Annotated in this window: 12 protein-coding genes; 11 read left to right on the forward strand and 1 reads right to left on the reverse strand. The window is 70.0% G+C overall.

Annotated elements, in window-relative coordinates:
* Nucleotides 1-123: 123 nt before the first annotated feature.
* A complete protein-coding gene (locus IG08_RS0135455) occupies nucleotides 124-1,224 on the reverse strand; it encodes a pyridoxal-phosphate-dependent aminotransferase family protein (RefSeq protein ID WP_030612395.1) in 1,101 nt (366 codons plus the stop codon).
* A gap of 174 nt (nucleotides 1,225-1,398) precedes the next feature.
* Here IG08_RS0135455 and IG08_RS0135460 point away from each other — a divergent pair, with 174 nt between their 5' ends.
* The 11 genes from IG08_RS0135460 (at nucleotide 1,399) to IG08_RS0135510 (ending at nucleotide 13,678) form a co-directional block, all read left to right on the forward strand.
* Complete coding sequence (locus tag IG08_RS0135460; RefSeq protein WP_030612397.1) at nucleotides 1,399-2,262, forward strand: ABC transporter substrate-binding protein; 864 nt, start codon at nucleotides 1,399-1,401, stop codon at nucleotides 2,260-2,262.
* Nucleotides 2,259-3,092 (forward strand): amino acid ABC transporter permease, encoded by an 834-nt coding sequence (locus IG08_RS0135465; RefSeq protein WP_030612399.1) that lies wholly within the window; start codon nucleotides 2,259-2,261, stop codon nucleotides 3,090-3,092. The genes IG08_RS0135460 and IG08_RS0135465 overlap by 4 nt, the downstream gene beginning before the upstream one ends.
* Complete coding sequence (locus IG08_RS0135470) at nucleotides 3,089-3,883, forward strand: amino acid ABC transporter ATP-binding protein (protein ID WP_030612402.1); 795 nt, start codon at nucleotides 3,089-3,091, stop codon at nucleotides 3,881-3,883. Before IG08_RS0135465 ends, IG08_RS0135470 begins: the two co-directional genes overlap by 4 nt.
* Before the next feature lie 109 nt (nucleotides 3,884-3,992).
* The gene (locus IG08_RS0135475) at nucleotides 3,993-5,084 is read left to right on the forward strand and encodes an amidohydrolase family protein (protein WP_030612405.1); all 1,092 of its coding nucleotides are present in this window, start codon (nucleotides 3,993-3,995) and stop codon (nucleotides 5,082-5,084) included.
* A gap of 156 nt (nucleotides 5,085-5,240) precedes the next feature.
* Entirely contained in the window at nucleotides 5,241-6,146 is a 906-nt protein-coding gene (locus IG08_RS0135480) for an SCO1860 family LAETG-anchored protein (RefSeq protein ID WP_030612408.1), read from the forward strand.
* A gap of 126 nt (nucleotides 6,147-6,272) precedes the next feature.
* Complete coding sequence (locus IG08_RS0135485) at nucleotides 6,273-6,884, forward strand: hypothetical protein (RefSeq protein WP_030612412.1); 612 nt, start codon at nucleotides 6,273-6,275, stop codon at nucleotides 6,882-6,884.
* Nucleotides 6,885-7,140: 256 nt separating this feature from the next.
* Nucleotides 7,141-7,995, forward strand: coding sequence for an ABC transporter permease (locus IG08_RS0135490; protein WP_030612414.1), 855 nt, complete (start codon nucleotides 7,141-7,143; stop codon nucleotides 7,993-7,995).
* A complete protein-coding gene (locus IG08_RS0135495) occupies nucleotides 7,992-8,879 on the forward strand; it encodes a carbohydrate ABC transporter permease (protein ID WP_030612418.1) in 888 nt (295 codons plus the stop codon). The genes IG08_RS0135490 and IG08_RS0135495 overlap by 4 nt, the downstream gene beginning before the upstream one ends.
* A gap of 61 nt (nucleotides 8,880-8,940) precedes the next feature.
* Entirely contained in the window at nucleotides 8,941-10,590 is a 1,650-nt protein-coding gene (locus IG08_RS0135500) for a type 2 periplasmic-binding domain-containing protein (RefSeq protein WP_030612421.1), read from the forward strand.
* Nucleotides 10,591-10,640: 50 nt separating this feature from the next.
* A complete protein-coding gene (locus IG08_RS0135505; protein WP_043456087.1) occupies nucleotides 10,641-11,693 on the forward strand; it encodes a LacI family DNA-binding transcriptional regulator in 1,053 nt (350 codons plus the stop codon).
* Nucleotides 11,694-11,803: 110 nt separating this feature from the next.
* Nucleotides 11,804-13,678 carry a DUF2264 domain-containing protein gene (locus IG08_RS0135510; RefSeq protein WP_030612429.1) on the forward strand — a complete coding sequence of 625 codons (1,875 nt, stop codon included), beginning with the start codon at nucleotides 11,804-11,806 and terminating at the stop codon, nucleotides 13,676-13,678.
* The last annotated feature ends 146 nt before the right edge of the window (nucleotides 13,679-13,824 follow it).

Genomic DNA, 13,824 nt, shown 5'->3' on the forward strand with positions numbered 1-13,824 from the left:
GCCTCGGCCGGCAAAATCCAGCCCCTCCGGCGTTTGAGGAGCGGGGTCTGGGGCGGAGCCCCGGAAGGATGGGACGGGTAGGGGCGGCGGGGGCGAGAAAAAACCGCCCCAGCCGCCGGCACGCTACCGCCAGCTGTCCTCCGCCACCCGCAGCGCCCCCTCCACATCCACGCTCAACCCCTTCGAAGCCAGCGCAGCGCCCAGCGCCGAAAGACTCGCCCGCACCGCCCCCCGAGTCGCGTCCACCCCATAGTGGTTGACCCGGATCATCTCCTTGGCCAACGCACCCCCACCCGCGGCCAGCGGCACGGCCGGGTCGGACTCCATCGCCCGAGCCACCAGCTCCGACGCGTCGACCCCCGACGGCGCCCGCAGGGTCGTAGCGACCGGCGCCGCATCCACCGCCTCGTACACGTACGGCTCCAGACCCCCACCCAGAGCCGACGCCCCCGCCCTCGTCGCGGCCGCGGCAGCCGCGTGCCGCGCCATCACCGCATCCAGCCCCACGGCCTCGATCCGCTCCACGCACGCCTCCAGCGCGAGCATCTCCAACTGGGCCGGAGCGTGCAGCAGCGCCTTCCGCCCGCCGTCGATCCAGCGCTCCTTCCAGTCCAGCAGCGACAGATACGACCGCCGCGGCGCCAGAGGATTCGCCGCCATCCGAGCCCACGCCCGCGAGCTCACCGACACCGCCGACACGCCCGCCGGCCCGCCCATCGCCTTCTGCGCCCCGATCACGCACAGGTCCACGCCCCACGCGTCCGGCAGCACCGGCTCCGCCCCGATCGAGGCCACGGCGTCGAGGTAGAACAGCGCGCCGTGCTCACGCACCACCTCGCCGATCTCCGCGACGGGATTCGTGTTGCCGGTCGCGGCCTCCGCGTGCACGAGCGAGACGAAGTCGATCGCCGGGTGCTCGGCGAAGGCCTCCCGGATCTGGCCGGCGGTGACCGCCGTGTGGAAGGGCACCGCGAGGTCGATCACCGTCGCGCCGCAGTCCCGCAGCCAGTTCCCGAAGGTCTGCCCGTAGGGACCGGTGATGACGTTCAGTGCGGTGGTACCCGGACCGGCCGTCCCGCGAATCGCTCCCTCCAGCGGCAGCAGCGCCTCACCCTGCATGATCACGACGTCCTGCTCGGTGCGCAGCAGTCGTGCCACACGGTCCTCGATCGAGGCGAAGTGGGCGGCGCCGAGCGGGGGCAGGTCCAGAAACGGATGCGTCACGGTGGTGCTCTCTTCACTCACGGGGTAGACGAGACGAGAGTATCCGGAACCCTCCTAGCTCTGCCGACCGGCGACTTCTTAGGCCAGATGACCCCGGCACCATCGGTTTGATTTGAGAGGCTCAAACTTCTCCTTATAATCGGAACCTACAGTTCCCCCACAGGAAGGCCCGCCGTGAAGACGCTCCCCGGCCGCCGGACCCGCATTCTGGCCGTCACCACCGCGACGGCAGGGCTGATGCTCGTGTCTGTCACGGTCTCCGGCTGTACCTCCAGCGACGACGGCGGCAGCGGTTCGAAGACCGCCGCCGGTGGGGTCGAGCTGGTCAAGGCCGGTCAGCTGACGACGTGCACGCACCTGCCGTACCCGCCCTTCCAGTCGGAGATCGACGGCAAGGTGCAGGGCCTCGACGTGGCGCTGATCGACCTCGTCGCCAAGGACCTGGGCGTGAAGCAGGAGATCCTCGACACCCCGTTCGAGAACTTCAAGACCGGCGCCTTCCTCAACTCCGGTGAGTGCGACCTGGCCGCGGCCGGCATGACCATCACCGAGGAGCGCAAGAAGAACGTCGACTTCTCGGACCCGTACTTCGAGGCCACCCAGGCCCTTCTCGTCGACAAGGGCAGCGGGATCACCTCGCTCGCCGACGCGAAGTCCAAGGGCGTCAAGCTCGGCGCCCAGGCGCAGACCACCGGTGAGGACTACGCCAAGGGCCAGGGCTTCGACCCGGTCTCCTTCGAGTCCTCCGACGCGGTCCTGAGCGGCCTGCGCTCCGGCCAGGTCAAGGCCGTCGTCATCGACTACCCGGTCGTCCAGGGCTGGCTCAAGACCAAGGCCAACGCCGACGCCTTCGAGGTCGCCGACAACATCAACACCGGTGAGCAGTACGGCTTCACGGTGAAGAAGGGCAACACCAAGCTGCTGGCCGCCATCGACAAGGCGCTCACCGACGCCAGGGCCGACGGCACGTACAAGAAGCTGTACGAGAAGTGGATCGGCCCGTACGACGAGACCGCGGCGTCTCCGTCCGCGTCATGACCTCCACCGACGTACAACTCCAGCCGAAGAAAAAGGGCCTGACCCGCCGTCAGAAGCGCAGCCTCTCCCGCGGCGTCCAGTACACCGTCTTCGTCGCCGCCGTGATCGCCTTCGCGGTCTCGGCGGACTGGGGCCGGCTGAAGAACCAGTTCGCCCAGTGGGACATCGCCGAGCAGATGTTCCCGGACGTCATCACGCTGGCGCTGAAGAACACCGTGCTCTACACCCTGTCCGGCTTCGTGGTCGGCCTGGTGCTCGGCATGGTCATCGCGCTGATGCGGCTGTCGTCGGTGGGCCCGTACCGCTGGTTCGCCGGCGTGTACATCGAGATCTTCCGCGGTCTGCCCGCCCTGCTGATCTTCATCTTCATCGGCGTCGCCGTCCCGCTGGCCTTCCCGGGCACGGAGATCGTCGGCGGCACGTACGGCAAGGTCGCGCTCGCGCTCGGCCTGGTGGCGGCGGCGTACATGGCGGAGACGATCCGCGCGGGCATCCAGGCGGTGCCCAAGGGACAGATGGAGGCGGCCCGTTCACTGGGCTTCTCGCCGACGAGGGCCATGATCTCGATCATCATCCCGCAGGCGTTCCGGATCATCCTCCCGCCGCTCACCAACGAACTCGTCCTCCTCTTCAAGGACTCCTCGCTGGTGCTGTTCCTCGGCGTCACCCTGGAGGAGCGCGAACTGTCCAAGTACGGCCGTGACCTGGCCAGTACGACCGCCAACTCCACGCCGATCCTCGTCGCCGGCCTGTGCTACCTGCTGGTCACGATCCCGCTCGGCTTCGTCGTACGCCGTATGGAGGCGAAGGCCGGGGAGGCCGTGAAATGAGTGAGAAGCCCCTCGCGGCCCGTCCGGAGATCCAGGTCCGGGACCTGCACAAGTCGTTCGGCGACAACGAGGTCCTCAAAGGCATCGACCTGGAGATCGGCCAGGGCGAGGTCGTGTGCGTGATCGGCCCGTCCGGCTCGGGCAAGTCGACGCTGCTGCGGTGCGTGAACCTGCTCGAAGAACCCACCAAGGGCCAGGTCCTCGTCGGCGGCACCGAACTCACGGACCCCGACGTCGACATCGACGCCGCACGCCGCCGTATCGGCATGGTCTTCCAGCAGTTCAACCTGTTCCCGCACCTCACCGTGACGGAGAACCTCACACTGCCGCAGCGCAGGGTCCTCAAGCGCGACAAGGCGGCAGCCGCCAAGGTGGCCGCCGAGAACCTGGAGCGGGTGGGCCTGTCGGAGAAGGCGGACGCCTACCCCGCCTCCCTCTCCGGCGGCCAGCAGCAGCGTGTGGCCATCGCCCGCTCGCTGTCGATGGGCCCCGAGGTGATGCTGTTCGACGAGCCGACGTCGGCGCTCGACCCGGAACTGGTCGGCGACGTCCTGGCGGTCATGCGGATGCTGGCCGACTCGGGCATGACGATGATGGTCGTGACCCACGAGATGACCTTCGCGCGCGAGGTCGCCGACCGGGTCGTCTTCATGGACGACGGCGTGATCGTCGAGGACGGCACCCCCGAGCAGGTCATCACCAACCCCCGCCACGAACGCACCCGCCACTTCCTTTCGCGCCTGCTGGACCCGGCGATGGCAGAAGTCGAGGAGGAGGACAGCGCCCCGTAAGGGGCGCGGGGCTGTGACATTGTGCGGCTCCGCCGCGTGGGCGCGACCAGCCACAACGGACCCGCAGCCGACGCACGGTGCTTTCGGCGGAGCCTTTATCGTGCGGTACATGAGCGATCGCGCGGTGCTGCACGTGAAGGGCAGGGTCCTCGTCGGACCTGACGACGTCCGGGACGAACTGTGGGTCGTCGGCGGGCGGATCTCCTACGACCGCCCCGGCGGCGACCGCGACGTCCGTACCGTCGAAGGCTGGACCCTCCCCGGCCTCGTCGACGCCCACTGCCACGTCGGCCTCGGCCCGCACGGCCCGGTCCCGGAGGACGTCGCCGAGAAGCAGGCCCTGGCCGACCGCGAGGCCGGCGCCCTGCTGATCCGCGACGCGGGCTCGCCCTCGGACACCCGCTGGGTCGACGACCGCGAGGACCTCCCGAAGATCATCCGGGCGGGCCGGCACATCGCCCGCACCCGCCGCTACATCCGGGGCTACGCGTACGAGATCGAGCCGGAGGACCTGGTCGCCTACGTCGCCCAGGAGGCCAGGCGCGGCGACGGCTGGGTGAAGCTGGTCGGCGACTGGATCGACCGTGACCTCGGCGACCTGACCCCCAGTTGGCCGCGCGAGGCGGTCGAGGCGGCCATCGCGGAGGCCCACCGCCTGGGTGCCCGCGTGACGGCCCACTGCTTCGCCGAGAACTCCCTGCAGGACCTCGTCGAGTCGGGCATCGACTGCATCGAGCACGCGACGGGCCTCACGGAGGACCTGATCCCGCTCTTCGCCTCGCGCGGCGTCGCCATCGTCCCGACCCTCGTCAACATCGCCACCTTCCCGAAGCTCGCCGACGGCGGCGAGTCCAAGTTCCCCCGCTGGTCGGCCCACATGCGCCGACTGCACGAACGGCGTTACGACACGGTCCGCTCCGCGTACGACGCCGGTATCCCGGTGTACGTCGGCACGGACGCGGGCGGCACCCTGCCCCACGGCCTGGTGGCCGCCGAGGTCGCCGAACTGGTCACCGCCGGCATCCCGCCCGTCGAGGCGCTCGCGGCGACCTCGTGGGCGGCCCGCAAGTGGCTCGGTCGCCCCGGCCTGGAGGAGGGCGCACCGGCGGACCTGGTGGTGTACGAGTCCGACCCGCGCGCGGACGTACGCGTCCTGACGGCGCCACGGAGAGTGATGGTGAACGGCCGGGTCGTGAGTTGAGCCCCGTGAGTGTGGAGAACGTGCGTGCCCAGGGAATCGAAGGCGTGCGCGGAAATGGCACTTTGGGGTGAACCCGCGTCAGCATGCTGACCGTTCACCCTCAGTGCGTAATCCTTGCCGGGTCCCGAGCAAGTCACCCTTCTGGGAGTCCCCACCTTGAACGGCATCAACTTCCGCATGCCCGCACGCCGTCTCGCGACCGTCGCGACGGCCACGGCCCTGGCCGCAGGTCCCGCGGTCCTGGCCGGCGCGGGCACCGCCCACGCGACCGACGACCAGGGTCGCGCGAGCGCCGTCGTCCTGCGCACCGGGCTCGACGTGTCCCTGCTCAACAAGACCGTGAACGTCCCGCTCGCGGTCTCCCTCAACGAGGTCCAGGCGCCCAACAGTGCCCAACGGACCGCTCTCACCGCCAAGTTGGACGGCGTGAACGGAGGTCAGCCGTTCAGCGTGCTGGGCGCCGAAGTCGCCGACGCGAAGGCGACGGTCACCGCCGCCAAGGCCGAGGCCTCCACCAACCTCGCCCACGCCAAGCTCCACGTCCCCGGGCTGCCGCTGCTCTCGCTCATCGAGCTCGGCACGGTCACCTCCGAGGCGACCTGCGAGGCCGGCAAGACGCCGACCGCCTCCTCGAACCTGCTGGGCCCGGTCACGGTCCTCGGCAAGAAGGTCACGGTGACCGCCGGCGGCACGACGGACGTCAAGGTGCCCGGCGTCGGCGAGGTCCGCCTCGACCTGTCGAAGACGGAGACCACCTCGAGCACGGCGGCCGCCACGGCCCTCGAACTCAAGGTCTCCGTCAACCCGTTGAAGCTCAACGTGGCAGAGGTCGAGGGCACCCTGACCCTGGCCGAGGCGACCTGCGAGGCGCCGCCGGCACCCGCGGAGTCGGCCGACCCCACCACGAGTCCCGCCTCCGATGTCCAGGCGCAGGGCGCTTCGGCCGAGGGGGGCCTGGCCGAGACGGGCGGCAACTCGATGACGCCGTACATCGCGGGCGGCGCGATCGCGCTGCTCGTGGCCGGCGGGGGAGCGGTGGTGCTGGCCCGACGCCGGAGCTGATCGCCGAGTGTGACGGTCCGGGTGCGTACCGCACCCGGCCTTCACCCGAATGGCGCAGTATCGGGATCTCTGGGAGCTTGGAAGGCAGGAGGGGCACGCCCTGCGGGTGGGGGGAGGAGGTCCCGAATGCGAGTCGCACCGCTCACCGGTCTGGTGGCCGTGGCACTGACGGTCGCGGGATTCCTTCTGTTCGGCGACACGCCGGACTACGACGCCTCCGGCGCCGAGGTCAGAAGCTTCTACGACGACCATCGGGCACAGATCGCGGTCAGCCTGTATCTGCTGGTCCTCGCCTCGGTGTTCTTCGTCTTCTTCGCCGCTCACCTGGCCCGGGTGATCCGGGCCGCCCCGGGCGGCGACGACTGGCTGCACCGCGTGGTCTTCGCGGGCGGCGTGCTGATCGCCGTGGGCTTCCTGGTGGGCTCCGCCCTCAACCTGGCCCTGGTCGACCTCTCGGACAAGTCGTCGGCGGCCGACGAGGCGCTGCAGTCGCTCAACGCCCTCAGCGAGGACTTCTTCATCCCGTTCGTCGGCGGGATGGGCCTCATGCTGCTGGCCGCCGGACTGGCCACGGTCCGTGCCGAGGCCGGCCCCCTGCCCCGATGGCTGAGCTGGGTCGCCGTCGCCCTCGGTGTCCTGGTCTTCATCCCCTGGGTCGGCTTCTTCGCCTTCCTGCTCGCGGGAGTGTGGGTGGCCGTCGTGAGTGTCCTCCTGGCCCGTCGCTCCGAATCAGCCTGAGAGCGTTTTCACTCGTCGGTGCGCTTTGACGCATCGCTCTGACATGGGTCAACTTCCTATCTTTGTCAGATCTGTTGACCCAGACATGAAAGCGTTTTAACTTCCTCCTCGCTCCGACTCCTAGACGCGAGGGGGACCCGTGGCGGCTGTTCTGCGGGAACACACAGGTACCGAGGAGATGGGCGCGCCTCCCCGCCCGTCCGGCGACGCGCTCCGCAGACGAAAACCTTTTCAGAGCCGGGTCCTTCTGCTGTTGATGCTGCCCGGCCTCGCCTACTTCCTGCTCTTCCACTACGGCGCGCTGGTCGGCAACGTCATCGCGTTCAAGGAGTACGTCCCCTTCGACGGCCTCTGGGGCAGCCCCTGGGTTGGACTGGGCAACTTCCAGCGGATGTTCGAGGACGCGGCGTTCTGGGACGCGGTGCTCAACACCGTCTGGATCTCCGTCCTGCAGCTCGTCTTCTACTTCCCGGTGCCCCTCGGGCTCGCGCTGCTCCTGCACAGCCTCACCTGGAGCTCGGTGCGCCGGTTCGTGCAGTCGGTGGCGTATCTCCCGCACTTCATCTCGTGGGTGATCGTCGTCGCCCTCTTCCAGCAGCTGCTCGGCGACGCCGGACTGCTCAACTCCTCGCTGGACGGCATGGGTTGGCACACGGTCGACATCATCGGCAACCCGGACGCGTTCAAGCCGCTCGTCGTGGCGCAGGTGATCTGGAAGGACGCCGGCTGGGGCACGATCATCTTCCTCGCGGCACTGGCCCAGGTCGACGAGCAGCAGTACGAGGCGGCCGCGATCGACGGAGCCGGGCCCTGGCGCCGCTTCTGGCACGTCACGCTGCCCGCCATCCGCCCGGTGGTCGTGCTGCTGCTCATCATGCGGCTCGGCGACATCCTCTCCGTCGGCTTCGAGCAGATGCTGCTGCAGCGCGACGCGGTCGGCCCGGAGGCCTCCGAGATCATCGACACCTTCGTCTACTACCAGGGCATCGTCGGCGGCGACTACGGATTCGCCGCCGCCGCGGGCCTGTTCAAGGGCGTCATCGGCGCGCTGCTCGTGTACGCCGCGAACAAGGTCGCCCACCGCCTCGGCGAACAGGGGGTCTACAGGTGAGCTCATCGACAAGGCCCGGCTGGCTGGAGAAGCCGAAGCCCGTGACCCAGGCGGGGAAGGCTCTCGCCCTCGTCGCCGTCGTCCTCCTGGTCTGCGTGCCCTTCCTCGTCATCGTGTCGACCTCGCTCGCCTCCACCGACGAGGTCGTCGACAACGGCGGCTGGGTGCTGTGGCCGACCGAGCCGTCGCTCAAGGCCTACCGCGACATCCTCGACGGCGGCATCGTCACCCACGCCCTCGGCGTCAGTATCGGCGTCACACTCGTCGGCACCCTGCTCAGCCTCGTCTGCACGGTCACGCTCGCCTACGCCCTGTCCCGCCCCGGCGTCTTCGGCGGCAGACCGGTGCTGCTCCTGATCCTCTTCACGTTCCTGTTCCCGCCCGGCATGATCCCGAGCTTCCTGCTGGTCAAGGAGCTGGGCCTGCTGGACAGTTACTCCTCGATCGTCCTGCCCGTCCTCGTGAACGTCTTCAACCTCGTCGTCCTGCGCGGCTTCTTCCAGGGCATCCCCGAGGAGCTGTACGAGGCGGCACGGCTCGACGGGGCGGGGGACTGGCGGGTGCTCGTCTCCGTCGTACTGCCGCTGTCCAAGGCCGCGTTGGCCGTCGTAGGACTCTTCTACGCGGTGGCGTACTGGAACTCCTGGTTCTACGCCTCGCTCTATCTGGAGAGCGACCACTGGCCCCTTCAACAGGTCCTGCGCACCTACGTGGTGGCCGGTTCCGGGCTCACCGACGCCACCACCGGCGAGGGCACGGTCACCGCGCCGCAGACCGTGCAGATGGCGGTGCTGGTGATCGCCACCGTGCCGATCCTGCTCGTCTATCCCTTCCTGCAGAAGTACTTCACCAAGGGTGTGCTCACCGGCGCCATCAAGAGCTGACCCTCCTCGTGTCACGAACTGACCCTCCCTCAAGAGCCGCTCCCAGAAAGGTCGTTCGCTCATGCCCCGCATGTCCCGACGTACCCTGCTGCGTTCCATGGCCGCAGGCGGCGCCGCAGTCTCGGTCCCAGGTCTGCTGACCGCCTGTTCCACCGGCTCGGGCGACAGCGACGTCTCCAACGCCGGCAAGAAGCTCGCCGCCTGGCCCGCGTACAAGGCCGCCGCAGGCCCCAGGCCGGACCTCGCCGCCACCGAGGCGGGAGTCCAGGCCGGGTACACCGCCTACCCCTCCGACCTGGTCAAGTCGGTCTCCCGTACCCCCGGAGACGGTACGACCGTCAAGGTCATGTCGGTGTCCTTCGGCACACCGCCCAAGCCGGCCTCCGCCAACCGGTTCTGGGCGGCGGTGGAGAAGGCCCTCGGGGTGAAGATCGAGTACACGATCATCTCCCAGGCCGACTACCAGAAGAAGATGGCGACGGTGATGGCCGGTGACGCCGACACCCTGCCGGACATCATCAACATGTTCTCCGGCTTCGTGCTGCCCCGCGAGGCCGAGTTCGTGCAGCGGAGGGCCGAGGACCTCACGCCGTACCTCTCCGGCGAGGCGATCGCCGACTACCCCAACCTCGCGGGCATCCCCACCCACGCCTGGCGCGACATGGGCCGCATCGGCGGCCGCATCTTCGGCATCCCGCTGGAGCGCCCGCTGCCCGGCTCCACCCTCTGGATCAACCAGGGCATGTTCACCGACGCGGGCATGAAGGAGGGCTGGACCTCCGAGGACTTCGCCGCCGTCGCCAAGCGGGCGACCGGCGGGAAGACGTACGCGCTCGGCGCCGCAAACGGCTCCCTGTTCGGCAACGCCGTGCACTCCGCCGCCCACAACGCGCCCCAGGAATGGGCCGTCACCAAGGACGGCACCTTCCTGCCGGGCTGGGCCGACGAACGCTTCAAGGCGTCGATCGCCTTCCAGTCCGGGCTCCGCAAGGCCGGCTCCTACCACCCCGACGCCACGTCCGTCTCCCAGATCGACCTGACGACCCTCTTCTACAACGGCACCGTCGGCTCCATGCAGGACGGCTTCGGCGCCTACCTGCCCAAGTACCGTGAATCGCAAGGCAAGTTGACCCCGGCCGCCGCGCTGCCGTACAGCGTCGACGGCAAGCCCGGCGGTATCGTCGCGGCCCGTCGTTCCTTCGGCTACACCGTGCTGAAGAAGGCGAAGAAGGACCGCGTCGAGCTGCTGCTCCGGATCCTGGACTACCTCGCGGCCCCCTTCGGCAGCCGGGAGTGGGAACTCGTCCACTACGGCGTCGAGGGCACCCAGTTCACCCGCGGCAAGGACGGCTCGCCCGAGCCCACCAAGCTCGGCGAGGTCGAGAACAACACCAACCTGCCGCTGAAGTACCTCGCCGAAGGCCCTCAGGTGCTGTTCGTGCCGGGCATGCCGGATGCCGTACGGGCCCTGCACGCCTGGCAGCAGAAGGTGGTGCCGTACGCCGTCCGCAACGCCTCCTACGGCCTTCAGTCCCGGACCAAGAACGCCCAGGGCACCACGCTCAAGGCGATGCTCGACGACACGGTCACCGGGATCGTCGCCGGACGGCTCCCGCTGTCCGGCTGGGACGGGGTGGTCAAGAAGTGGCGTGCCCAGGGCGGCGACAGAATGGCCGAGGAATTCGCGAAGGACCATGCGGCCAACACGTGACGCGTGACGTTCCGCTGGTGCAACAGGAGACGTGGGGGATGGGGAACGGTATGACAGGCAAGGGTCGGGTCACGATTCGCGAGGTCGCCGAGCGGGCGGGCGTGTCGATGGCCACGGCGTCGCGGGCGCTGAGTGGCAACCATCCGGTGCCCGCCGCTACCCGGGCCCGCGTGCTGCGTGCCGCGCGTGATCTCGACTACGTCGCCAACGCGCATGCGCGGGCGCTGGTGGGGGGTGGCCGGAAGATGGCCGCGGTCGTCGTCCGGCAGGTCACCAGTCCCTTCTACGCCCAGGTCGCCGAGGGGGTCGAGGCGGAGGCCGCCGACCGGGGGTGGCTGTGCGTGGTCGGGGCGACCGGTGGGGATCCGCAGCGCGAGATGGAGTTCGTGCAGTTGATGCGGGAGGAGGGGGCGCGGCTGGTGATCCTGGTGGGCGGGGTCGTCGAGGACGACGCGTATCGCTCGCGCGTCGCTCACTATGCGCAGGCTCTGGATTCCTCGGGGGCGCGGCTCGTGCTGTGCGGGCGGCCGGCTCCGGATCCTGAAATACCGGCGCTGGTCGTCGAGTTCGACAATGAGGCGGGGGCTCGGGCGATCACCGGTTATCTGCTGTCGGCCGGTCATCGGCGGATCGTCTTTCTCGGGGGGTTGCCCGGGAACACCGCGCTGGACGCCCGTGTCGCCGGGTATCGGGCGGCGCTCGCCGAGCACGGGCTGCCGCCGGCGGCCGCGCACGTCGTGGACTGCGGGCTGGGGCGGGCGGCCGGCTTGCGGGCCATGGCTGAACTCCTCAAGGAGACACGAGAGTTCACTGCAGTGTTCGCCGGGGACGACATGGTTGCCGCCGGTGTGCTGCGGGCCGTCGCCGAAGCGGGTCTGCGTGTCCCCGAGGACATCTCCGTCGTCGGCTACAACGACATTCCGCTCGCGGAGGACTTCAACCCGCCGCTGACCACGGTCCGTACGCCGGCTGAGGAGCTTGGCCGTGCCGCCGTGCGGATCGCTCTGCGGGATCCCGAGAACGCGGCCGGGAATCACCACCTGCTGGGCACCCACATCGTCGTGCGCCGCAGCGTGGCCGCCCCACAGCGAGGGCCGTCGTGACGCTGCGGGTCGTTTGTGGCTGGTCGCGCCCCGCGGCGGAGCCGCTTGTCGATACAGCCCCGCGCCCCTAGGGACGTTGACCGCACCGACAGATGGAGGACCTACCCCGCATGACCGCGCCGCATGTGTCGCTGCCCGGTGACCCGACGCACCTGCTTCCGCCTTCCGATCACGGTTTGTCTCCTCTGACCGGCTGGACCCGTGTCCACTGGGAAGCGCTCGCCGACCGTCTCCTCGACGGGCTCCTGCCGTATGCCACCCCGGGCTTCGCCCAGTACCGCCTTCCCGGGCCGCCCAGCCACTCCGGCCCCTGGTCCGACGGGCTCGAAGGCTTCGCGCGCTCCTTTCTGCTCGCCGCCTTCCGGATCGCCGGCTCGGGCGGTCGAGTCGGACCCGCCCTCATCGAGCGGTACGCCACCGGGCTCGCCGCCGGTACCGATCCGCACCACACCGAGCGCTGGCCGCCCATCACCGATCGGGCCCAGCCGATGGTCGAGGCAGCGTCGATCGCCATCGCGCTGCACGAGTCCCGGCCGTGGTTGTGGGACCAATTGGATGAGCCAGTACGTGGCCAAGTGGTCGAATGGCTAGGCCACTTCGTCGGCGCCGACGTCAACGACTCCAACTGGCGTCTGTTCCAGGTCATCACGGAGGAGTTCCTGGCCTCCGTCGGCGCCCCGCACAGCCGCGCCGAGATCGACGCCGGGCTCGCCCGTCTCGACGACTGGTACCGCGGCGGTGGCTGGTACACCGACGGCGACGGCCGTAAGTTCGACTACTACAACGCCTGGGCCCTGCACCTGTACCCGGTCCTGTGGGCGCGCATCGCGGGCCCGCGCGCGGACCCTGACACCGTCGCCCGGCACCGCACGCGACTGCGCGAATTCCTCGGCGTACACCAGCACTTCTTCGGCTCCGACGGCGCCCCGGTCCACCAGGGCCGCTCCCTCACCTACCGTTTCGCGACCGCCGCCCCTCTCTGGGCGGGCGCCCTCGCCGACGCCACCCCGCTGCCCCCCGGCCGCACCCGCCGCCTCGCCTCGGGCACCCTGAAGCACTTCGCCGAGCGGGGCGTGCCCGACGAGCGCGGGCTGCTCAGCCTCGGCTGGTACCGGCCCTTCCTCCCCGTCTCCCAGCGCTATTCGGGCCCGGCCTCCCCGTACTGGGCGAGCAAGGCCTTCCTCGGCCTGCTCCTGCCCGAGGCCCACCCCGTCTGGACGGCCACCGAGGAGCCCGGCCCCGTCGACACGGCCGACACCACCCTTGCCCTGCCCGCACCGGGCTGGCTCCTGCACTCCACGGCGGCCGACGGGATCGTACGGCTCGTCAACCACGGCAGCAACCGGCTCCCGCCCCCGCCCGCGACGGCCGAGGACAGCCCGCACTACGCACGGTTCGCCTACTCCAGCGCCACCGCCCCGGAGACCCCGGCGGGCCCCGACAACCACCTCGCCCTGCTCGCCGCCGACGGCACGCCTTCGCCGCGCGGCCGTATCCATCCCCTCGGCGCCGACGGGCGTCGGGCCGCTTCCCGGCACGGTGGCATCGAGACGGTGAGCGTGGTGCACGGGCCGTGGGAGGTGCGGGTGCACCGGCTTGACGGGCCGCCCGACTCGCCGGTACGGGAGGGGGGTTGGGCCATCGCCGATGACAGCACTCCGGCGGAGAGTCGGACCGGTCCCGGCCGGGCGTGGGCCCGCCGTGCCGACGGACTGACCAGCGCGCTCGTCGGCCTGTACGGCTGGGGTGGCGCCGAGGGCACGGTGGTGCACGTCGTCGGCGCCAACGCCGTAGGAGAGCACTCGGCGACGCCCTGCCTCGAACTGGCCGCCGCGGTACCTGTGTTGGTCACGCTGGTGGTGCTCAGCGCCGACCCCCAGGTGTCGATCACGGGGGCCGGCGCCACGGTCGCCGGCGACGGCACGGTCGAGATCCGCTTCCCGGACGGGACCAGGGAGCGGGTGTCTCCCCCTGAGAGCCTGTGAACAAACCCCCGCCTGCGCTGCGGCGTCTGGCACGCACTCCCCCAGAGGGTGGACCCCCAGCGGCGTTGCCGAAACGCCCACGTGGCTCCTCCCCCACGCTCGAACAACCTCGCGCGGGTGGACCCCCATCGAGGACGCTCCGGCGC

It is taken from the genome of Streptomyces fulvoviolaceus (assembly GCF_000718165.1).
Lineage (GTDB): Bacteria > Actinomycetota > Actinomycetes > Streptomycetales > Streptomycetaceae > Streptomyces > Streptomyces fulvoviolaceus.

Coding starts and splice junctions, on each gene's coding strand:
- IG08_RS0135465 (WP_030612399.1), top strand. CDS start 2,259: ATGACCTCCACCGACGTACAACTCCAGCCGAAGAAAAAGGGCCTGACC.
- IG08_RS0135470 (WP_030612402.1), top strand. CDS start 3,089: ATGAGTGAGAAGCCCCTCGCGGCCCGTCCGGAGATCCAGGTCCGGGAC.
- IG08_RS0135475 (WP_030612405.1), top strand. CDS start 3,993: ATGAGCGATCGCGCGGTGCTGCACGTGAAGGGCAGGGTCCTCGTCGGA.
- IG08_RS0135485 (WP_030612412.1), top strand. CDS start 6,273: ATGCGAGTCGCACCGCTCACCGGTCTGGTGGCCGTGGCACTGACGGTC.
- IG08_RS0135490 (WP_030612414.1), top strand. CDS start 7,141: ATGCTGCCCGGCCTCGCCTACTTCCTGCTCTTCCACTACGGCGCGCTG.
- IG08_RS0135500 (WP_030612421.1), top strand. CDS start 8,941: ATGCCCCGCATGTCCCGACGTACCCTGCTGCGTTCCATGGCCGCAGGC.
- IG08_RS0135505 (WP_043456087.1), top strand. CDS start 10,641: ATGACAGGCAAGGGTCGGGTCACGATTCGCGAGGTCGCCGAGCGGGCG.
- IG08_RS0135510 (WP_030612429.1), top strand. CDS start 11,804: ATGACCGCGCCGCATGTGTCGCTGCCCGGTGACCCGACGCACCTGCTT.